Source organism: Bacillus cereus group sp. BcHK124, assembly GCF_027712065.1.
Classification (GTDB): Bacteria; Bacillota; Bacilli; order Bacillales; family Bacillaceae_G; genus Bacillus_A; species Bacillus_A pacificus.
In genome coordinates this window covers 934,943-955,061 of sequence record NZ_JAQFPJ010000001.1, presented here as the reverse complement: position 1 = coordinate 955,061, position 20,119 = coordinate 934,943, and the positions used below count along the sequence as shown (strand labels likewise).

Here is a 20,119-nt window from a genome sequence, read left to right as displayed (position 1 = left end):
GCCCGGTACAATACCGGACTCATTTGGATCAAGCTGCCTAATGAAATAACCGTGTCTAACTTTTAGGGGTCACTTCAAACTCGCTCTTTTTTTGTTATGTACAATAATTTATTACTACTCTAATTCAATTGAAACATTTTTTTGTGGTACGAATGTAGAAATTGCATGTTTATAAATAAGCTGTTGCTTACCTTCTGTTTCCAGTAGGACTGTAAAATTATCAAATCCTTTAATTAACCCACGAAGCTGGAAACCATTTAATAAGTACAGCGTAACAAACGTATTCTCTTTACGGAGTTGATTTAAAAACTGATCTTGAATATTGATTGATTGCTTCATGTCGAATCCTCCTCTTTTTCTCTACTTACTATTATTCGACTTTAGTTGTAGCTTTCCTTCTATGTATCGTAAAATTTCTGACGTTTTTTCACCGTCTGTAACATCAAACCATGTGACATCCATCTTATTACGGAACCACGTTAATTGACGTTTTGCATAACGACGTGAATTCGTCTTTAATTGTGATACCGCTTCTTCTAAAGAGACACGATCCTCAAAATAATCATATATCTCTTTATACCCAATCGCTTGAATAGATTGACAATCTCGTATCCCTCGATTATACAACCCTTCTACTTCTTCTAATAAACCTTGGTCCATCATTATATCAACTCGTAAGTTAATGCGATCGTATAGCATTTCACGATCCATTGTCAAGCCAATTAAGGAAACATCGTATAATAACTCGTTTTCTTGTTTTTCAAGTTGATCACTCATTTTTTCACCCGTCGTGTGGAAAATTTCTAACGCCCTAATGACACGGCGTACATTATTTGCATGAATACGCTCAGCGCTTTCTGGGTCTACTTCCTGTAATTTCTTATGTACATATTCCACACCACGTTCTAATGCTAACTTTTCCATTTGTTCTCGGTATATAACATCACCAGCATCATCCGTAAACTGATAATCGAATAAAACAGATTGTATATACAGACCAGTTCCACCAACGATAATCGGCAATTTACCACGCTCTGTAATCTCGCGAATATGCTTACGAACACGTTCTTGAAATTCGGCAACCGAAAATGATTCTTCCGGATTTTTTATATCAACCATATAATGTGGAATTCCGTCCATCTCTTCTTTCGTCACCTTTGCGGTTCCAATATCCATCGTACGATAAATCTGCATGGAATCTCCACTTATAATTTCACCATTTAACGCTTTGGCAAGATCAATACTTAACTTCGTCTTCCCAACAGCAGTTGGTCCAATGATGACAGCAACTTTTTCACGTTGCACTTCTCCCATATCATTCAACTCTCTTTATGTAATGTACTCCATCTATTGATTATATCCAATCTTACCAATTTTAACGGCATGATTGCAAGTTCTTTCATTACGGTACATGAAATTATAAATAAAAAAGAACATAGTTTGTCCAATTCCGCATATACATGATTAAAAATACCTTCGAGAGGATGAGTTAACTATGAAACAATCCACTATCAATTTTTCATCTTTGACAAAAGACCTCATTTTAGCTACTGCTACAAAAGAACACAATTGTTCACAAGAAGAATTATACTTTGCCTTAAATTGTTTACTACGTTCTTTTCATTCTGCTCTCCAAGAAACAACATTACATCTAGAAAATAAAGATACAGAGTATATACAAAACCAATTTTGCAGTGCATATAAAATTATTACAGGTAAAACTATTTACCCTTTTCAATAATCCATAAAAGGCGGTTGCTTACATACTTTCAAGCAACCGCCTTTTATATTAATACATATACACTACTCTATCACTTTCACTTTTACAGATTTGCGCCCCCAGCTATTCGCACTACCATCTGAGCCAACTAAAACATCAATACGATTTCCTTTAATTGCCCCACCAGTATCTCCAGCAATCGCTTCTCCATATCCTTCTACCCATACTTTTGATCCAAGTGGAATTACTTTAGGATCAACAGCAATTACTTTCATATTTGGATTCGCTGTTAAATCATGCCCCATTGCAGTTAATACACGACCACCATACGAACCATTCTCACTCGGATCTGCTGTATATGCTGTCGCTTCTACCGTTATTTCACGTCCACCAGCCGGTGCACTTGTTTCATTAGATTTCGCAACTTGTTTCGTAGTTGACTGCTGTTTTGCCACAGGTTTACTTGATTCTACATTCTTAACAGATTCTTTACCCTTAACTACTTTATTACTTTTAACCGGCGTATTTACTCTTTCCGGCGCTTCTTCTTTCGTTGCAACTTCTTTCTTTTCAATCACTGGTGCCGTTCCTGTTAAAAATGGCACATGAACATATCCTGTTTTTCCATTATAGTCAAATTGCAACCATTCATTTTGAACTTGATTTGTCGTTTCAATTACATCATTTTTATTCAGTTTACCAAGAATTTCCGAGTCAGTATTCGCTCCAGCGCGAACATTTAACACACCCGCCGTCACATAATATGTACTTTTTGTAAATTCAGCACTTACAAACGCTTCTTGACCATTTAATTTAATTTTTGTCCATCCGTTTTCTGTATTTACAACATCTAATTTATTTCCACTTAACATTTTACCTACAAGCTTAGACTCTACAGTTGGGTTTTCTCTAACATTTAATACGTCTGTTGTTACAATCGTTTCTGCTTTCGCAGAACCTGCAAAAATCCCAAGACCAAAAACTGCCGCCGTTGCTATACCTAATAATTTTTTCATGAATAGCCTCCATTTGCTTTGTTTTCGTATTTTTATTATAGCAACAGATTTTTAGTATTTTTCGAAATCACACAATTACAAACCATTCGTAATATGCGATTAATGAGTTGTAACATAAATTTCCATATTAATGAACCCCATTTCTAATAGAATCTTCAATAGTTTTCATATATTTTCCACATACAAGCACCAGAATTTTTTCCCAGAAAAAATTACAGTATTACTTTTTTGTTACAAAAAAATCATATTTCATTACATCTTTTACCAAAATTCATCATTCTCCAATTATTAACCTCCTTTTTTGTAATAAAAAGGAGCAGCTAATAAAAGCTACTCCCTTTACACGTATTATTTAACTTTCTTTTTCCAAATTCCCATCATAAGAGCAGAAACAACTGCCCCTATCAATATCGAGAAAATATATAACACTGGTTTATTTACTAAAGCGATAACAAACAATCCACCATGCGGTGCTGGTAATGTAATTTGGAATAACATTGATAATGCACCTGCAATACTTGAACCGACAACACAACTGACAATTACCCGAACCGGATCTGCTGCTGCAAATGGAATCGCACCTTCTGTAATAAACGATGCCCCCATAATATAATTTGTTAAACCAGACTTACGTTCCGCCTCTGTAAACTTCGATTTAAAGAAGGTAGTTGCTAACGCAATTGCAAGCGGTGGCACCATACCACCGGCCATAACCGCTGAATGCACCCCAAAGTTCTTCGCTTCTATCGCAGCAATACCAAACGTAAATGCTGCTTTATTAATTGGACCACCCATATCAATTGCCATCATCGCACCTAAAATAAGACCTAGTAATATAGCATTTGTACCGTTCAAACCATTTAACCATCCTGTTAACATTTCATTCAATGCTACTACAGGCGGAATTACTACTTTTTGCATAACAACTCCTGTAATCAATAATCCAAAGACTGGATATAACAAAACAGGCTTAATTCCTTCTAACTGTACTGGTAACCCTGAAAATAATTTTTTCAATCCTAAAACAACATATCCGGCTAAGAAACCAGCAATTAATCCACCTAAAAATCCAGCATTCGCATGTGCCGCTAAAAATCCTCCGACAACACCAGGCATAAAACCAGGACGATCAGCAATAGAACTAGCAATAAATCCTGCTAAAATTGGTACAAGGAATAGAAATGCCCCTGTTCCCCCTCCTCCAATAGACATGAACAATTCAGCTAAAGGACCTTCTGCTTTTATACCACCAAACGAAAACGCTAGCGCAATTAAAATCCCGCCACCAACAACGAATGGAAGCATATTACTTACGCCGTTCATTAAATGCTTATAAATTCCTAATCCTTTTTCTTTCTCCGTATTTTCTACCTTTCCATCCTCTTTTACACCTTTAAAGATTGGTGCATCTTGTTTTACAGCCCGATTAAGAAGCGTCTCCGTTTTTCTAATCCCATCAGCGACTGGCACTTGAATAACATGTTTCCCAGCAAAACGGTTCATTTCTACTTGTTTATCTGCCGCAACAATTATAGCCGTTGCGCGTTCAATATCTTCCTTCGTTAAACCGTTTTTTATACCTGTTGATCCGTTCGTTTCAACTTTAATTGCAATTCCTAGCTCTTCTGCTTTTGCTTTCAAGCTATCTGCAGCCATATATGTGTGAGCGATTCCAGTCGGGCAAGCTGTAACAGCTAATACGTACGGTTCATTCCCTTCTGGTTTTGCAACTTCAACCTCTTCTTCTTTTTCATTTTCTTTTTCATCAAATAAACGAAGAAGTTCTTCTTCATCCTTCGCTTCTAACAATTGCTTACGAAACCCTTCATCCATTAATAGTGTAGATAGGCGTGATAACGTTTCTAAATGCGTATTATTCGCCCCTTCACTCGCAGCAATCATAAAGAATAAATGCGCTGGTTGTCCGTCAAGCGATTCATAGTTGATACCGCTTACACTTCTACCAAAACAAATCGCTGGTTGCTTAACAGCTTTTGTTTTCGCATGAGGTATAGCAATCCCTTCACCAATGCCGGTTGTACTTTGTGACTCCCGCTTTAAAATAGCTTCTTTAAATTCAGCTTTGCTATTTAAACGATTTGCCCCGTTTAATTTCTCAACTAACTCATCCATGACAGCTTCTTTATTTGAAGCTGTCAAATTCATAATAACTGTATCCCTTTTTAATAGTTCTGTAATTTTCATATGTTGCTTCCCCCTATCGCTTAGTTACAATTACTTGCGACAATAATTCTTCTACTTTTTCCTTTTCACATAAATCGGCTGAAAATGCTGTTGCACTCCCTGTTGCAACGCCATATTGAAATGCCTTTTCAATATCTTTTGTCTGTTCATATCTTCCTACAAATCCCGCAACGAGAGAATCTCCAGCCCCAACCGAATTAATTACAACACCTTTTGGAATAGTTGCTTCATATATACCTTCTGCCGTAAATAATAAAGCCCCATCTCCGGCCATTGATACGATAACATGCTCTACACCTTGTTCAACTAATTTTCTTCCATATGGTAAAACATCTTCTACTGTGGAAATCTCTACTCCGAATAACTCACCAAGTTCATGATGATTAGGCTTTATTAAAAATGGTTTATTTTTAACTACATGCTGCAAGGCACTACCACTTGCATCTACTACTACACGAATGCCTTTTTCAGCTCCGAACGCTGCGATTGATTCATAAAAAGTAGTTGGGATAGACGCTGGTACACTTCCAGCTAGTACAACACAATCTCCCTGCTCCATACTTTCAATTTGTTTCATTAATTGTTCAAATTGTTCCTTAGTCACACTAGGACCTTGTCCATTTAATTCTGTCTCTTCTCGTCCTTTTATTTTCACGTTAATTCGAGTATCTTCACTTACTTGGATGAAGTTTGTTATTACACCTTCTGTCTGTAATACATCTTTAATAAATCGACCGGTAAATCCACCAGTAAATCCAAGCGCTACATTTTCAACACCTAAACGATGAAGAACGCGAGAAACATTAATTCCTTTTCCTCCAGGAAACTTCATATCTTTCTCCGCTCGATTTACTGCGCCTAAATCTAAGGAATTAACTTGTACTACATAATCAATAGATGGATTTAAAGTTACTGTATAGATCATTGTTTATCAGCCTCAATTACATTGGTTTGTCTTTTATATTTTTCTAAATCAATTTCTAAATGGTTTGTAATAATATTTGCCTCTTCCACATTGGCAATTTTCGCAAACGCAACTTCCGAAAACTTACTTTCATCTATTAAGAAATATCCTTCATTTGCTAATGTTAATGCCATTTGCTTTAAAAGTGCCTCTTCTGGATCTGGTGTTGTAAAACCAAGCTGTTCATGTACACCATTCGCTCCTAAAAAACATTTATCAAAACGATACTTCTGCATACTTTCCTGCGCCATTGCACCGATTAAAGCTTTCGTCCTACTCTTCATCATTCCGCCTAGTAAATATGCACGAATATTATTTTCAACTAAAGCTTCAATATGCATAAGTCCATTCGTAACAACGGTAACATCTTTATTTATTAAAAATGGAATCATTTCAAATGTTGTACTTCCTGCATCTAAATAAATGCAATCACCTTGTTCCACAACGTTAGCCGCATACTTCGCAATTTGTTGTTTTATTTGAATGTTTTTGGATGATTTTTCAACCATCGTTGGCTCCTGTCCTTTTCCCGTTAAAACAGCCGCACCACCATGAACTCTTTTTAATAACCTTTGCTTTTCCAATTGTGCTAAGTCACGACGAATTGTTGATTCAGAGCTTTCTGTTCTTTCCACTAATTGTTGTAATTTAACAACCTTCTGCTCTTTTACAAGTTGCAATATCATTTGATGACGTTCAGGAGTTAACATTTCATTCACCTCTTCTTTGATTACAGTATAATGAAAACGATCACAAAAATCAACCATAAACATCCACAAATAATCAAAATCAGTCATAAACAGTTATAAACAACAAAAAAGAAACCCATTGGATTGTTATATCAAATGGGTTCCTTTACTCGCTTCACTTATAGGGAAGCTTTATATATGCTTAAAACATCGTCTTTATTTAATTTTTTAAAGTTACCAAATTCGCCATAAGCCATCGCTTTATCCGCCATTACATCAATTTCATTTTCTCCAATAGCATAATCAGATAACGTTACTGGTGCCTCAATTGAAGTCCAAAATTGACGTAACGCCTCAATTCCTTCTAACGCAATTTCTCGATCAGTCTTTCCATCCGTTTCTACATCGAATACACGAATAGCGAATTGTTTAAAACGACTTACATTTTCATCTACAACATGCTTCATCCAGTTCGGGAATAAAATCGCAAGGCCACCTCCGTGTGGTATATCATGAACCGCAGAAACTGCGTGCTCAATATTGTGTGTTGCCCAGTCTCCTTTTACTCCCATCGCTAAAATACCGTTTAGCGCCATAGTACCGCAGTATAAAATAGTTTCTCTATGCTCATAACTTTCTAAATCACTTAAAAGCTTAGGGGCGGTTTCAATTACTGTTTTTAAAACAGACTCACAATAACGATCTTGTAATTCTGTATTTGTTCCGTGGTGGAAATATTGCTCTAATACGTGCGACATAATATCTACCATACCGTAAATTGTTTGATCCCTCGGTACAGACGCAGTATGAACGGGATCTAAAATTGAAAATTGCGGGAAAGTAACTGGACTACCCCAGCCATATTTTTCATTCGTTTCCCAGTTTGTAATGACAGAACCAGCATTCATTTCAGATCCTGTTGCTGCAAGCGTAAGTACAGTACCAAATGGTAATGCCTCACTAGCAAAAGCTTTTTTCGTTACAATATCCCACACATCTCCATCGTACTTACTACCAGCAGCAATTGCCTTCGTACAGTCAATTACACTTCCTCCACCAACTGCTAAAATAAATTCAACACCGTTATCTTTACAAATTTGAATTCCTTTCTTTACAGTTGATACACGTGGATTCGGTTCAACGCCTGTCAATTCAAACACTTCTGCATTTATATCTTTTAAAATAGAAATTACATTATCATAAATACCGTTTCTTTTAATACTACCTCCCCCGTATACGAGAAGAACTTTTTTACCAAACTGTGGAATTTCAGTTTTCAACTGTTCTAATTGCCCTTTACCGAAAATAAGTTTCGTTGGATTACGAAATACAAAATTTTGCATATCCCTTTACCATCCCTTCTATATGAAAAGTAACTATACTTTTGTATACCATATTTTTTTCATTTCACAAAAATATTTGCCTAACAAAAAAATCCCAGCCTATAGGCTGAGATTTTTTATTGATAATAAGGTGAGATCATTAAGTAAACAATAACACCAGATAAACTTACATATAACCAAATCGGCATCGTCCAACGTACAATTTTACGATGACGTGTTAATTGATTTGTAAAACCAAATACAAGTGCAAACAATGCAAGTGGTACAATAATTGCTGCCAGGATAATATGTGTAATTAAAATGATGAAATACCCATATTTAATAAACCCTTCTCCGCCAAAATGTGTTGCCGGCGCTAAGTAATGATACGATAAATAAGAAACACAAAATAGCAACGTCGTCGTAAATGCTGCCAGGATGAAACCACGGTGCATTTTCACATTCTTCTTAATAATAGAGTATAGCGCTGCTAATAAGAATACGAACGTAAAGCTATTAAAAATTGCGTTTAACATTGGTAAAATCGTTACATCAAAATGTACTTCTCCTTCATAGCCAACAGGTCCAAAGAACAAAAATAAAATAATCGCATTTACAATTACAGAAAGCGTTATCACAATAGGAGCATAGCTTTTCTGATTTGTTGATTGATCCACCAAAATGGTCACTCCCTCTTCCTTCAAATATGTATACGTAACCTCACTATTTTAACATACTATTCACAGTGTAAATGTGACAATAGTTTGACACAGCAAGACAAAACAAAGAAAAAAAACCCTTCTTAATAAAACTTCTTAAGAAGGATTTTATCGCTTTATTATTCAAATAGCAATGCGATTAGTTTTTGTTAAAAAATGTATCGCTATATGCTTGAAAAATTTCAGACACTTGGTATCCCATTAAAGAAATTGCTGTTAATGAAAAGAAACCAATCATAAGAAATCGAAACCACATATAAATCTCCTCCTTGTATTTAGCTTAAAAAACATTCGCTATATTACAAGTTGAGTGGCACTCTTCATCGTCACTTTCCTTTTTCTTTACAATTGCTGTAATAAATCGAATCATAAAGAAAATAACAAAAGGAAATTGTTCGTAATTCACATTGGCATAGTTTAGCAACGGCTCGCGTTGCATATCGAACGGGGATGAGAAGGAATAGAACATACCTTGCTCTTCCATATATACAATTACTATTTTCATACAAAATACGATTCCTAGAAACGAAACAATATCTTGCCATTCTGTCGTATATAGCAGGTTATACAGCTCTAATACGTAATCTTCCATCGTCATCCCCCCTTCCTTTTTTACCATTCTGCTCGCCTTCGTATAAAAAGTCAAGAAAAAAGTTTATATTCACTATGACAATAGTAATTACTCATTTCTATGATTATATATGATTCTTTTATAGCAATGATTGGGTGTAAATCTCTTCGAAAACAAGAAATTAGAATCGAACAGATTCCTCATTCTTACTTGTAGTATTCGATACTGTACTATTTTTATTTCTATTAAAAATAAAATAAGAAAGTATTATAAGAACAGTAACAAGCATCGTCAAAAGTGCTTGTGAACGTAAAGATTCAATTGCAAGCATCGCAACTAAAACTGCTATAATAGCGGCAATTGTAACATACGTTACATACGGGAAAAACCACATTTTCACTTTCAAATTTTGTTGTTCTACTTTCCCCATTTTTTTACGGATCTTTAAATGCGAAACAGCTATAACGAGATAAACGAGCAACGCAATCCCGCCAGATGCATTCACTAAAAATAAAAAGACTTTATCTGGAGATATATAACTAAAAACAACTCCAATATAAGCGAAGAACGTTCCGAATAAAACTGCCCGAACTGGAACACCACTATTGTTCAATTTCAAAAACGCCTTTGGAGCATCTCCTCTTTCTGCCATCGAAAAAAGCATTCTTGAGTTCGTATATAAACCAGAATTTAAACAAGAAAGTACAGCTGTTAAAACGATAAAATTCATAATTTGTGCTGCCGCTGGTATCCCTATATGTTCCAGTACCGCTACAAACGGACTTTTTAGTATGTTCGCTGAATTCCATGGAAGAAGTGTAACAACTACAGCGATAGATCCAATGAAAAATACGAGAATACGCCAAATTACACTATTTGTTGCTGTTTTTACTGCTTTTACAGGTTCAGCAGATTCTCCAGCAGCTACTGCAACAATCTCAGATCCCATAAATGAAAATATAACGACAGTAATTCCAAGTAGCACCGAACTTATACCGTTTGGCATAAATCCTCCTTGTCCTACTAAATTCGAAGTGCCAGGTGCTTCCGTTCCTGGTACAAATCCTAAAATAACAGCTAGTCCAAGACAAAGGAACAAAACGATACTTATTACTTTAATAAAAGAAAACCAATATTCAAACTCTCCAAATGATTTCACCGAAAAAACATTCGTCAATGTTAATAAAATCGTTAATATTAAGCTTAATAACCAAAGTGGGATTTCTGGAATCCAGTATTGAATAATACCAGCACCTGCTGTGGCTTCTATTGCAATAACAATTACCCAGAAAAACCAATATAGCCACCCAATTGTATAACCGGCCCATGGACCAATTGCTTCTCTTGCATATGTTGCAAATGACCCACTTGTCGGGTTAATAGCTGCCATTTCTCCAAGCATTCTCATAACGAAAATAACTAGAAGTCCTGCTAATGCATATGAAACGATAGAACCTGGTCCGGCTGAATGTACAACCGCCCCACTTCCAACAAACAAACCAGCTCCTATTACGCCACCAATTGAAATCATTGTAATATGGCGTATTTTGAGGTCTTTCTTAAGATTTTTTTCCAACGCTTGTACATCCCCTTCCAAACGTAATTTTGAAATTTGCCCCGCATTAACGGGCAGTAAGACCCCCACCTCAAAATTCAGGGGAAGCAAAGAAGTTAGGTGGGAATCTACTCCCCGTAAATGCCCGATTGGTTCAACTTTATGTAAGAGTATTATGTGAAAAACCTTGGCCTACACTTTAAAATATATCAAAATATTCTGAATTTAACAATTGTAATGCAAGCTCCTATAAAAATTATTTCATTAAGTTTAACAATTTCCCGTATACAATTGTTGAGAAAATTATAGTTACCTTACAAAAGAATGAATTTTCAGATATTATTAAATAAACAAGATTATACATCTAGACAACTTTTTGTATAGGAGTGTTGATATGTTAAACAAGTTCAAATTCATTTGTTGTACGTTAGTAATTTTTTTACTGTTACCACTATCCCCCTTTCAAGCACAAGCAGCAAACAATTTAGGATCAAAACTACTCGTTGGATACTGGCATAACTTTGATAACGGTACTGGCATTATTAAATTAAGAGACGTTTCACCAAAATGGGATGTAATCAATGTATCTTTTGGGGAAACTGGTGGTGATCGTTCTACTGTTGAATTTTCTCCTGTGTATGGTACAGATGCAGAATTCAAATCAGATATTTCTTATTTAAAAAGTAAAGGAAAGAAAGTAGTTCTTTCAATAGGTGGACAAAATGGGGTCGTTTTACTTCCTGACAATGCTGCTAAGCAACGTTTCATTAATTCCATACAATCTCTAATCGATAAATACGGTTTTGATGGAATAGATATTGACCTTGAATCAGGTATTTACTTAAACGGTAATGACACTAATTTCAAAAACCCAACTACTCCTCAAATCGTAAATCTTATTTCGGCTATTCGAACAATCTCAGATCATTACGGTCCCGACTTTCTATTAAGCATGGCTCCTGAAACAGCTTATGTTCAAGGCGGTTATAGCGCATACGGAAACATCTGGGGCGCATATTTACCGATTATTTACGGAGTGAAAGATAAACTAACATACATTCACGTTCAACACTACAACGCTGGCAGTGGCATTGGAATGGACGGTAATAACTACAATCAAGGTACTGCAGACTACGAGGTCGCTATGGCAGATATGCTCTTACATGGTTTTCCTGTAGGTGGTAATGCAAATAACATGTTCCCAGCTCTTCGTTCGGATCAAGTCATGATTGGACTTCCTGCAGCACCAGCGGCCGCTCCAAGTGGTGGGTATATTTCTCCAACTGAAATGAAAAAAGCTTTAGATTATATCATTAAGGGAATTCCTTTCGGAGGAAAGTATAAACTTTCAAATGAGAGTGGCTATCCTGCATTCCGCGGCCTAATGTCTTGGTCTATTAATTGGGATGCAAAAAACAACTTTGAATTCTCTAATAACTATAGAACATATTTTGATGCGATTTCCTTGCAAAAATAATAAAAAACAACAATAGGTTTTATATGACCTATTGTTGTTTTTTATTTACCATCAATTAACATCGCTCGTTCATCAAAATCAAATTAAGAATGATGATGTGGAATTGAATACATTAGTTACTATTTTGCTTCAATACAAATACTGAAAGTTCAGGTACACTCAAAAATCTAACAGGCATTCGAGTTGTCCCAATCCCACGATTTACGTATAAATGTAATGGCTTATTCTTTCCTTCTAATTCATACATACCTTCAACATGACTCTCAGCTAGTTTTGTCGTAATGAATGGACCGATAAAAGGGATTTGAACTTGTCCTCCGTGACTATGGCCTGACATTTGAAAATCAACTGGGTAACGTACTATTTTGTCTACAACATCCGGCTCATGTACTAATAACATATTGAAATCTTGTTGCCTTACATGTTTTAAAGTCGAGTCTATTTGCGGCTTACCTAATAAAAAATCATCCAAACCTGATATTGTAATATATTTGCCGTTTTCCGCTTTAATTTTCTGCACTTCATTGACTAACACAGCGAAACCAGCTTCCTCCATATATTTTTTATAAAATAAACTACCTCCGCCGCCCCTATCATGATTCCCAAACACTGCATATTTCCCTAAGGGCGCATGTATTTTTTGTAAAATCCCTTTCGCTTCTTCTCTTTCGGCTTTGTACGATCCAAACTTATCTATTAAATCCCCTGTGAAAACTACTACATCTGGACTTAATGCATTCATCTTCTCCACCAAATTTTCTAATTGTTTCAGTGTGAATTCTGGTCCTAAATGTACATCTGAGAACTGTAATATTTTTTTATTATGAAACTCTTTAGGAATTGTAGAAGCTTCTATTTCATTCCACGTAACTGTTACTAGTTTTCGTTCTATTTCTGTCGCATAGAAATACAAACTTATAGAAATCATTACTACACTTACGAAACTGATTATAGATATCTTGACGATTGATTTTTTTTGTTCTTCTTTTACGTGATACGTATTCATGTTCTCACCTCTAGAAGTACTTTAAAACCTTATTGTTACATTCATGTGACAACACGAACAATGTTAGTTATATTCAATTCCAGCCCTGCTCACTTTGACAAATTTATACAGAAGTCATAACATATTTTTATAATACATAGATTCTTAAAAATGTTCCATTTATTCTTTTATCATTTTATTAAGGAGAGATTATTCATGTCTGTATTTACACCAGAAGAAATCACGGAACTTGCTGCTAATTCCGGAAGAAAAAAAGCTCATTTATCATTACTCCCTATGCTAATTCTCGGTTTTTTTGGCGGTGCTTTCATAGCATTAGGGTATTTACTCGATATTCATGTTATTGGAACAATGCCAAAAGCTTGGGGATCATTTACTAGTTTTCTAGGTGCCGCTGTATTCCCTATCGGTCTTATACTCGTTATTCTTGCAGGCGGTGAGTTAGTAACTGGCAATATGATGACCGTTTCAATGGCGTGGCTTCATAAAAAAATCGACTTATTTCACTTCATTCGAAATTTAGTTATTGTTACGTTTAGCAACTTCATAGGTGCTGTATTCGTTGCTTATTTTTTCGGTCATGTCGTCGGATTAACAGAGGGAGCTTTTTTAGCAAAAACAGTTTCTATTGCGCAAGCTAAACTACAAGATACACCACTACAAGCCTTCATTTCTGCCATCGGATGTAATTGGCTCGTTTGTTTAGCTGTTTGGCTTAGTATGGGAAGTAAAGAATTTATCGGAAAGATTATCGGCATTTGGTTCCCAGTTATGACTTTTGTTGCAATTGGATTTCAACACGTTGTAGCCAATATGTTTGTCATCCCAGCTGCAATTTTTGCTGGTCATTTAACATGGATTGAATATTTTCCAAACTTCATTTTTGTTTTCTTCGGAAACTTAGTGGGAGGTATGTTATTTGTGGCATTACCTTATTTCATATCTTATAATAAGAAACTACCTTCCAATAAAGAGCAAACCGAATTAAAGAAAAAATCTGTATCCGCTTAAATGAACCGTCTATATAGACGTATCTAAAAAATATTACAAATTCCATTTTTTTTACGAATATATGTGCGTACACTTGTTCTCGAATGTTTTATACGTTATAATAACAACTTAAATAGCATTATTTACATATGAGGTGAAAAACATGAACAAAACAGAATTAATTAAAAACGTAGCACAAAATGCTGAGATTTCTCAAAAAGAAGCTACTGTAGTTGTACAAACTGTAGTAGAATCAATCACTAACACTCTAGCTGCTGGTGAAAAAGTACAACTTATCGGATTCGGTACATTCGAAGTTCGCGAAAGAGCTGCTCGTACAGGCCGTAACCCACAAACTGGTGAAGAAATGCAAATCGCAGCTTCTAAAGTACCTGCTTTCAAAGCTGGTAAAGAACTAAAAGAAGCTGTAAAATAATGAAAAATAGCCTTCTCGTTTACGAGAGGGCTATTTTTTTCATTACATAATTAATAAAAATCTGACCATTATGCTGTTTCTTTTGTTCCTTTATGCACATAAAGCCTTTATTTTAACTTCACTCTTTGCAATCGTAATGCATTTAATACGACCGATACAGAACTAAATGCCATCGCTGCTCCTGCAACCCAAGGCGCTAAGAAGCCAAGCGCTGCAATCGGGATTCCTAAGCCATTATAAGCTAGTGCCCAGAATAAGTTTTGCTTAATATTTCTTATCGTCATCTTACTCATAAAGATTGCATCAGCAATACTATTTAAATCACCACGGATTAACGTAATGTCCGCCGCTTCCATCGCTACATCCGTTCCCGTTCCAATTGCCATACCGATATCCGCCGTTGCAAGTGCAGGAGCATCATTTATTCCATCTCCAACCATTGCTACTTTCTTACCTTGCGCTTGAAGTTGTTTCACTTCTTCTGCTTTTCCTTCTGGTAATACTTCTGCGATTACGTGATCAATACCTACTTGCCCCGCAATTGCCTGAGCAGTTTGTGTATTATCTCCTGTAATCATAACAACGTCTAGACCCATTTTCTTAAGTCTTGCGATAGCTGCTTTTGACGTATCTTTTACAGTATCTGCAACGGCAACTATACCAGCATATTCTTTATTGATCGCAATAAGCATTGCTGTTTTTCCTTCTCGTTCTAACTCTTCCATTGATTTAGAAACTTCTTCAATATCAATATTGAATTTCTTCATTAATCGGCGTGTACCAATTAATAATTGTTTTCCTTCTACGACTGATTCAATACCAAATCCAGGAATCGCTTCAAATGTTTCTGAACTTGGAATATCAATTTTCTTTTCTTTAATTCCATCTACAATCGCTTCTGCAAGTGGGTGTTCAGAATTTTTTTCTGCCGCACCTACTAAACGTAGTATTTCTTCTTCATGGAATCCATCTGCTACAATTACATCTGTTAACACAGGCTTCCCGTTTGTCACAGTACCTGTTTTATCTAGAATAACTGTATCTAATCGATGCGTTGCTTCTAAATGCTCTCCGCCTTTAAATAAAATACCATACTCAGCTGATCTTCCTGATCCAGCCATAATAGATGTAGGCGTTGCAAGACCTAATGCACATGGGCAAGCGATAACAAGTACTGCTATCATTTTCTCAAGTGCTCCGCCAAAATCACCTGGTGTAACAAAGATCATCCACACTGCAAATGTAATAATCGCGATTCCAACTACAACTGGTACAAAAATACCAGAAATTTGATCAGCTACCCTTTGAATAGGAGCTTTTGAACCTTGTGCCTCTTCTACTACTTTAATAATTTGAGCTAATGCAGTATCTCTTCCTACCTTAGTTGCTTTCACTTTTAAAAATCCATTTTTATTCATTGTAGAACCGATTACTACATCCCCAATTGTTTTATCAACTGGAATACTTTCACCTGTTAACATCGATTCATCTATTGCTGACTTTCCTTCTACAATCTCACCATCTACTGGAATTTTTTCACCAGGCTTTACATAAACGATATCACCAGCTACTACTTCTTCGATTAAAATTTTCATTTCTGTTCCATCTCGCACAACTGTAGCTGTCTTTGCCTGTAAACCCATCAACTTTTTAATTGCCTCTGATGAACGTCCCTTTGCTTTTGCTTCAAATAATTTACCTAAAATAATTAGTGTAATAAGTACCGCGCTCGTTTCAAAATATAAATCTGTCATATGCTCCGAAGAACCGATAGATTGAATGCTTAAATATACACTATAGAAATAGGCAGCCGACGTTCCAAGTGCCACAAGAACATCCATGTTAGCACTTTTATTACGTAACGCTTTATAAGCTCCAACATAAAACTGTCCACCAATGATAAATTGAACTGGCGTTGCAAGAGCCATCTGCACCCAAGGGTTCATAAGCATATCAGGTAAATAAATAAACGATGTAAATGAGAAGTGACTTACCATTGCCCACAGTAACGGGAATGATAAAATAAACGAAACGATAAACTTCTTCTTTTGTCGCTCAATTTCTTGTAAGCGATGATCAGTTGATCCATCTTGCTCATCTGATTTCAATTCCAATTTATATCCTAATTTCGTAATTGCACTCTTCATTTCATTTACATTAATTTCATCAGGATTAAAATCTACTGTAGCCGATTCCAAAGCGAAATTTACTGTCGCTTCGTTCACGCCTTCTAACTTATTTAAACGCTTTTCTACTCTATTCGCACATGCTGCGCATGTCATTCCTGAAACAGTAAATTCAGCTTTATCACTTACAATTCCATATCCTAACGATTCAACTTTTTCCTTAAATTGTTGCGGATTTGTTTTTTGGGGATCATACATTATTTTTGTTTTTTCAAGTGCAAAATTTACATTTGCATCATGAACACCTTCTACTTTTTTTAGGCCTTTTTCAATTCTATTTGCACATGCGGCACATGTCATTCCTGATATTTGAAGATTGGCCTCTTTTTGTTCATTCATGTCTCTCACCTCTATATACCCTTATGAGGTATAATTATTAGCAAAATAAATCGTACTTTATAGAAAGTACGATTTATTTCCATATCTAAAAATAATTATTGAACATCGTATCCTTGATCTTCAATTACAGCAATGATATCTTTTAATGTTACAACTGACGAGTCGATAGTAACTTCAACAGTTCCTTCTGCTAATTGAACTTTTACTTGATCAACGCCATCTAGTTCTTTCACACTACTTTCAATAGCATTTACACAATGTCCACAAGACATACCTTCAACTTGTAATGTTAACTGTTCCATTTAAAATCCTCCTCTTGTTTCTTTATTGTTTGTTAATCACAATTACATATTACCATACCCCCCTAAGGTAATCAATAGTTTTGTATCATGATTTTTCAATTATTTTCTAAAAGTTTATTTTACATACACTTTTTCACATCAATACCCCGAAACCTTATATGAAAGTAAACAAAAAACAAGCCAGTTACGTACTAGCTTGTTTTTACGCTTTTGAAAAACGTTCAAATACTGTCATTAATTCTTCAATTGCTTCGTCACCATTACCATCTTTAATTGCACCTGAAACACAATGACTTGTATGGTTTTTTAATACACCCATTCCTACTTTTTTCATTGCTGCATTAATCGCTGAAATTTGCACTAAAATATCCACGCAATACCGATCGTTTTCAATCATATTTTGAATACCCCGAACTTGCCCTTCAATTCTCTTTAATCTATTTATAATTTGCTCTTTTTCTTTTTCTGATCTATGTGTTACTGCTTCATGCTCTTTATGCCCCATATTATCACCTTCTTAAAGTTTCTCTTCATCCAATAAAACAATTACTTTTACGAGTATACCAATTATAGCATTAAATATCCATGCATGATACCCCATATGAGTATATTTCCACTTTATGATTATTTTTAATACATTGTTAGCTTCTCAGTCTCAATTTTCATTATACCCTTTCCTTTTTTCAAAAAACAATAATAAGCGGGGATTTTCCATCCCCGCTTATTATTCATTCCCAAATATAAAAGCCTCAATCTTCACACATGTAAATTGAGACTTTTTCTTCCTATATATAATTATTGCTGATCACATACTTTTGTATCATTCACTACTGAAGTTCCTTCAACGGTTACCGTATGAAAACAGTCATTTACACGAACAGTCACAACGTTATCTTGCCGATCAATAATATGATATTCATTAAAATTTTTATTCAGAGCACTGCGAATTTGTTCTCCTTCATAAATTGGAATGCCATGTGATAAAACCCAAATAAGCCCAGCAATAGCAAGAATAGTTTTCATACGATCTACCTCCTTGAGAATATAGTGAACTTTTCATCCGTGCTTTTTCAGCTCTACGAATCATAATTGGAATGAACCAAGCCTTTTCGGAAATAAGTTCATTTCGTCTATTTTATGTTTATGCTAATTGTGAACGAATTGTGACAACTTTTTGTCTCTTTAGACGAAAAATTGAAACAAAACTTTCAAAAAGGACAATTCTACTTACGCAAACAAAAGGCTATGGAGAATTTCCCCATAGCCTTTTGTTTACATTTATAATTAGACGATCATTTCATTATGTTTAATAGTAAGTGTTTCAATTTGAATGGTAGCATGTTCAATATGAAACTCTTGTTTTAACATATTAATAATATTTTGAAGTACTTCTTGATCATCCTGTTTTTTATCAATCATTACATGGACGCTTAATGCATCTAATCCAGATGTAATTGTCCAAATATGAAGATCATGTAAATCACGTACACCTTTTACTCCTTTAATCGCTTGCTTTACTTTCTCTAGTTCAATTGCAACGGGTGTACCCTCCATAAGTATATGAATGGAATGTTTTGTTACTCCCCACGCGCTCTTTAAAATTAATAAAGCAACAACTACTGAAATAATTGGATCTGCAATATACCATGAGAATAACGACATAAGTACACCAGCTACTAATGCTCCCACTGATCCTAAAGCATCTCCAAGAACATGTAAATACGCGCTACGTAAATTCACATTATTTTTCACATCACCTTGTCTCATAAGTGCCCATGCACTAATTAAATTTGCTAGTAAACCAATTGATGCGATTAACATCATTGGACCACTTGCAACAGTTGGTGGTTCAAAAAAACGACCAATTGCTTCCCATACGATAAGCCCTGCTACAACAAATAACGTAACTCCATTAATTAATGCTGCTAAAATCTCAAACCGATAATATCCATACGTTTTTTTAGAAGTAACTGTTCTAGCTGCCAATCCAATAGCAATTAAACTTAATAATAATGAACTTGTATCACTTAACATATGGCCTGAATCAGATAATAAGGCCAAACTATTTGTAACTAGTCCCCCGAAAAATTCAAGGAACATAATAGTTGCTGTAATTACTAAAGCTGTAATTAATCCTTTTCTATTTCCTTTCCTGCTTTCCTCAAAATGATGATGTCCATGTGAATGCCCATGAGCATGTCCATGATGTTGGTGACCGTGATGATGTCCCATATAAATGCCTCCTTTTAATTTTGTCTTTCATAATTCCTCTATTAAATTTTTACTTTCTTTATAAAGTGAAACTTCAATTAGTGGGGGTCTTACTGCCCATTAAAGTGGGATAAATGGCTCTTTTCTGACCTGAATTGAACTTGTTGGGCAGCCGTCACTTGCCGTCAACATTGCTTGCAAGAAAGTTTTTGGTATACCCACTATTCCTTGATTGTTATCTAATACACCAAATGATTTCCCCCTTCCGTCTAATTGATATATATCAGGTGCTATAGAAGTACATAATCCACATGACTTACAATTCTTTTTATTTACGACCGTATAATGTAACACTATTAATCACCTCCATTGTTAATATACAATACATAGGTAGGGTATTATAAATCGTTT

At 35.3% G+C, this 20,119-nt stretch carries 21 protein-coding genes and 1 pseudogene; 4 read left to right on the top strand and 18 right to left on the bottom strand.

Annotation, left to right across the window (positions count from 1 at the left end; all coding sequences use genetic code 11):
* Window positions 1-114: 114 nt before the first annotated feature.
* Both hfq and miaA read right to left on the bottom strand, forming a co-directional pair.
* Window positions 115-339: an RNA chaperone Hfq gene (gene hfq / locus PDK19_RS05115; protein ID WP_000813896.1), complete on the bottom strand. Its 225-nt coding sequence runs from the start codon at window positions 337-339 to the stop codon at window positions 115-117.
* Window positions 340-360: 21 nt separating this feature from the next.
* On the bottom strand, window positions 361-1,314 hold the full coding sequence (gene miaA / locus PDK19_RS05110) for a tRNA (adenosine(37)-N6)-dimethylallyltransferase MiaA (RefSeq protein WP_016718266.1): 954 nt from the start codon (window positions 1,312-1,314) through the stop codon (window positions 361-363).
* Window positions 1,315-1,495: 181 nt separating this feature from the next.
* Here miaA and PDK19_RS05105 point away from each other — a divergent pair, with 181 nt between their 5' ends.
* Window positions 1,496-1,741, top strand: coding sequence for a hypothetical protein (locus PDK19_RS05105; RefSeq protein ID WP_000814415.1), 246 nt, complete (start codon window positions 1,496-1,498; stop codon window positions 1,739-1,741).
* Between the two features lie 62 nt (window positions 1,742-1,803).
* Here the strand turns inward: PDK19_RS05105 and entD are convergent, their stop codons facing one another.
* From entD to gabP, 8 genes are all read right to left on the bottom strand, one after another.
* Window positions 1,804-2,736, bottom strand: a complete 933-nt coding sequence (entD, locus tag PDK19_RS05100) for a cell wall-binding protein EntD (RefSeq protein ID WP_000734632.1) — start codon at window positions 2,734-2,736, stop codon at window positions 1,804-1,806.
* Window positions 2,737-3,084: 348 nt separating this feature from the next.
* On the bottom strand, window positions 3,085-4,941 hold the full coding sequence (locus PDK19_RS05095) for a PTS fructose transporter subunit IIABC (RefSeq protein WP_270706674.1): 1,857 nt from the start codon (window positions 4,939-4,941) through the stop codon (window positions 3,085-3,087).
* A gap of 13 nt (window positions 4,942-4,954) precedes the next feature.
* The gene (gene pfkB, locus PDK19_RS05090) at window positions 4,955-5,866 is read right to left on the bottom strand and encodes a 1-phosphofructokinase (RefSeq protein ID WP_000640847.1); all 912 of its coding nucleotides are present in this window, start codon (window positions 5,864-5,866) and stop codon (window positions 4,955-4,957) included.
* The gene (locus PDK19_RS05085; protein WP_000957276.1) at window positions 5,863-6,615 is read right to left on the bottom strand and encodes a DeoR/GlpR family DNA-binding transcription regulator; all 753 of its coding nucleotides are present in this window, start codon (window positions 6,613-6,615) and stop codon (window positions 5,863-5,865) included. Before PDK19_RS05085 ends, pfkB begins: the two co-directional genes overlap by 4 nt.
* Window positions 6,616-6,773: 158 nt before the next feature.
* Complete coding sequence (locus tag PDK19_RS05080) at window positions 6,774-7,937, bottom strand: iron-containing alcohol dehydrogenase (RefSeq protein WP_001179079.1); 1,164 nt, start codon at window positions 7,935-7,937, stop codon at window positions 6,774-6,776.
* Between the two features lie 116 nt (window positions 7,938-8,053).
* Window positions 8,054-8,596, bottom strand: a complete 543-nt coding sequence (locus tag PDK19_RS05075) for a DUF420 domain-containing protein (RefSeq protein WP_270706673.1) — start codon at window positions 8,594-8,596, stop codon at window positions 8,054-8,056.
* A gap of 319 nt (window positions 8,597-8,915) precedes the next feature.
* A complete protein-coding gene (locus tag PDK19_RS05070; protein WP_116733334.1) occupies window positions 8,916-9,254 on the bottom strand; it encodes a hypothetical protein in 339 nt (112 codons plus the stop codon).
* A gap of 133 nt (window positions 9,255-9,387) precedes the next feature.
* Window positions 9,388-10,782: a GABA permease gene (gabP, locus tag PDK19_RS05065; RefSeq protein WP_270706672.1), complete on the bottom strand. Its 1,395-nt coding sequence runs from the start codon at window positions 10,780-10,782 to the stop codon at window positions 9,388-9,390.
* Window positions 10,783-11,155: 373 nt separating this feature from the next.
* Between gabP and PDK19_RS05060 the strand changes: the two genes are divergently transcribed.
* Window positions 11,156-12,238 (top strand): chitinase, encoded by a 1,083-nt coding sequence (locus tag PDK19_RS05060; RefSeq protein WP_270706671.1) that lies wholly within the window; start codon window positions 11,156-11,158, stop codon window positions 12,236-12,238.
* 112 nt (window positions 12,239-12,350) lie between these two features.
* Here the strand turns inward: PDK19_RS05060 and PDK19_RS05055 are convergent, their stop codons facing one another.
* Window positions 12,351-13,244 (bottom strand): metallophosphoesterase, encoded by an 894-nt coding sequence (locus PDK19_RS05055; protein ID WP_061183104.1) that lies wholly within the window; start codon window positions 13,242-13,244, stop codon window positions 12,351-12,353.
* A gap of 195 nt (window positions 13,245-13,439) precedes the next feature.
* On the opposite strand from PDK19_RS05055, the gene PDK19_RS05050 reads away from it, so the two are divergent.
* Together PDK19_RS05050 and PDK19_RS05045 are read left to right on the top strand one after the other, a co-directional pair.
* The gene (locus tag PDK19_RS05050; RefSeq protein ID WP_000110523.1) at window positions 13,440-14,255 is read left to right on the top strand and encodes a formate/nitrite transporter family protein; all 816 of its coding nucleotides are present in this window, start codon (window positions 13,440-13,442) and stop codon (window positions 14,253-14,255) included.
* A 142-nt stretch (window positions 14,256-14,397) separates the two neighbouring features.
* Window positions 14,398-14,670: an HU family DNA-binding protein gene (locus tag PDK19_RS05045; RefSeq protein ID WP_001043904.1), complete on the top strand. Its 273-nt coding sequence runs from the start codon at window positions 14,398-14,400 to the stop codon at window positions 14,668-14,670.
* 19 nt (window positions 14,671-14,689) lie between these two features.
* Here PDK19_RS05045 and PDK19_RS05040 read toward each other — a convergent pair.
* The 7 genes and pseudogenes from PDK19_RS05040 to PDK19_RS05010 all read right to left on the bottom strand — a co-directional run.
* Window positions 14,690-14,782: pseudogene (locus tag PDK19_RS05040) on the bottom strand (GNAT family N-acetyltransferase); the annotation flags it as partial.
* Window positions 14,778-17,195 carry a heavy metal translocating P-type ATPase gene (locus tag PDK19_RS05035; protein WP_270706670.1) on the bottom strand — a complete coding sequence of 806 codons (2,418 nt, stop codon included), beginning with the start codon at window positions 17,193-17,195 and terminating at the stop codon, window positions 14,778-14,780. The gene PDK19_RS05035 and the pseudogene PDK19_RS05040, both read right to left, overlap by 5 nt.
* 95 nt (window positions 17,196-17,290) lie before the next feature.
* A complete protein-coding gene (gene copZ, locus PDK19_RS05030; protein ID WP_061183106.1) occupies window positions 17,291-17,497 on the bottom strand; it encodes a copper chaperone CopZ in 207 nt (68 codons plus the stop codon).
* Window positions 17,498-17,699: 202 nt separating this feature from the next.
* Window positions 17,700-18,002 (bottom strand): metal-sensing transcriptional repressor, encoded by a 303-nt coding sequence (locus tag PDK19_RS05025; RefSeq protein ID WP_000509876.1) that lies wholly within the window; start codon window positions 18,000-18,002, stop codon window positions 17,700-17,702.
* Between the two features lie 290 nt (window positions 18,003-18,292).
* On the bottom strand, window positions 18,293-18,520 hold the full coding sequence (locus tag PDK19_RS05020) for a hypothetical protein (RefSeq protein ID WP_000849103.1): 228 nt from the start codon (window positions 18,518-18,520) through the stop codon (window positions 18,293-18,295).
* Between the two features lie 261 nt (window positions 18,521-18,781).
* Window positions 18,782-19,729: a cation diffusion facilitator family transporter gene (locus PDK19_RS05015; protein ID WP_270706669.1), complete on the bottom strand. Its 948-nt coding sequence runs from the start codon at window positions 19,727-19,729 to the stop codon at window positions 18,782-18,784.
* Between the two features lie 99 nt (window positions 19,730-19,828).
* Window positions 19,829-20,062 carry a ferredoxin gene (locus PDK19_RS05010; protein WP_270706668.1) on the bottom strand — a complete coding sequence of 78 codons (234 nt, stop codon included), beginning with the start codon at window positions 20,060-20,062 and terminating at the stop codon, window positions 19,829-19,831.
* Window positions 20,063-20,119: the final 57 nt, after the last annotated feature.

What these genes read in the sequence shown, in the direction of transcription:
- PDK19_RS05105 (WP_000814415.1), top strand. Translation starts at nt 1,496, where the DNA reads ATGAAACAATCCACTATCAATTTTTCATCTTTGACAAAAGACCTCATT.
- PDK19_RS05025 (WP_000509876.1), bottom strand. Translation starts at nt 18,002, where the DNA reads ATGGGGCATAAAGAGCATGAAGCAGTAACACATAGATCAGAAAAAGAA.
- PDK19_RS05020 (WP_000849103.1), bottom strand. Translation starts at nt 18,520, where the DNA reads ATGAAAACTATTCTTGCTATTGCTGGGCTTATTTGGGTTTTATCACAT.
- miaA (WP_016718266.1), bottom strand. Translation starts at nt 1,314, where the DNA reads ATGGGAGAAGTGCAACGTGAAAAAGTTGCTGTCATCATTGGACCAACT.
- pfkB (WP_000640847.1), bottom strand. Translation starts at nt 5,866, where the DNA reads ATGATCTATACAGTAACTTTAAATCCATCTATTGATTATGTAGTACAA.
- PDK19_RS05055 (WP_061183104.1), bottom strand. Translation starts at nt 13,244, where the DNA reads ATGAATACGTATCACGTAAAAGAAGAACAAAAAAAATCAATCGTCAAG.
- PDK19_RS05060 (WP_270706671.1), top strand. Translation starts at nt 11,156, where the DNA reads ATGTTAAACAAGTTCAAATTCATTTGTTGTACGTTAGTAATTTTTTTA.
- entD (WP_000734632.1), bottom strand. Translation starts at nt 2,736, where the DNA reads ATGAAAAAATTATTAGGTATAGCAACGGCGGCAGTTTTTGGTCTTGGG.
- PDK19_RS05035 (WP_270706670.1), bottom strand. Translation starts at nt 17,195, where the DNA reads ATGAATGAACAAAAAGAGGCCAATCTTCAAATATCAGGAATGACATGT.
- PDK19_RS05015 (WP_270706669.1), bottom strand. Translation starts at nt 19,729, where the DNA reads ATGGGACATCATCACGGTCACCAACATCATGGACATGCTCATGGGCAT.
- PDK19_RS05085 (WP_000957276.1), bottom strand. Translation starts at nt 6,615, where the DNA reads ATGTTAACTCCTGAACGTCATCAAATGATATTGCAACTTGTAAAAGAG.
- PDK19_RS05095 (WP_270706674.1), bottom strand. Translation starts at nt 4,941, where the DNA reads ATGAAAATTACAGAACTATTAAAAAGGGATACAGTTATTATGAATTTG.
- PDK19_RS05045 (WP_001043904.1), top strand. Translation starts at nt 14,398, where the DNA reads ATGAACAAAACAGAATTAATTAAAAACGTAGCACAAAATGCTGAGATT.
- PDK19_RS05070 (WP_116733334.1), bottom strand. Translation starts at nt 9,254, where the DNA reads ATGGTAAAAAAGGAAGGGGGGATGACGATGGAAGATTACGTATTAGAG.
- PDK19_RS05080 (WP_001179079.1), bottom strand. Translation starts at nt 7,937, where the DNA reads ATGCAAAATTTTGTATTTCGTAATCCAACGAAACTTATTTTCGGTAAA.
- PDK19_RS05050 (WP_000110523.1), top strand. Translation starts at nt 13,440, where the DNA reads ATGTCTGTATTTACACCAGAAGAAATCACGGAACTTGCTGCTAATTCC.
- hfq (WP_000813896.1), bottom strand. Translation starts at nt 339, where the DNA reads ATGAAGCAATCAATCAATATTCAAGATCAGTTTTTAAATCAACTCCGT.
- copZ (WP_061183106.1), bottom strand. Translation starts at nt 17,497, where the DNA reads ATGGAACAGTTAACATTACAAGTTGAAGGTATGTCTTGTGGACATTGT.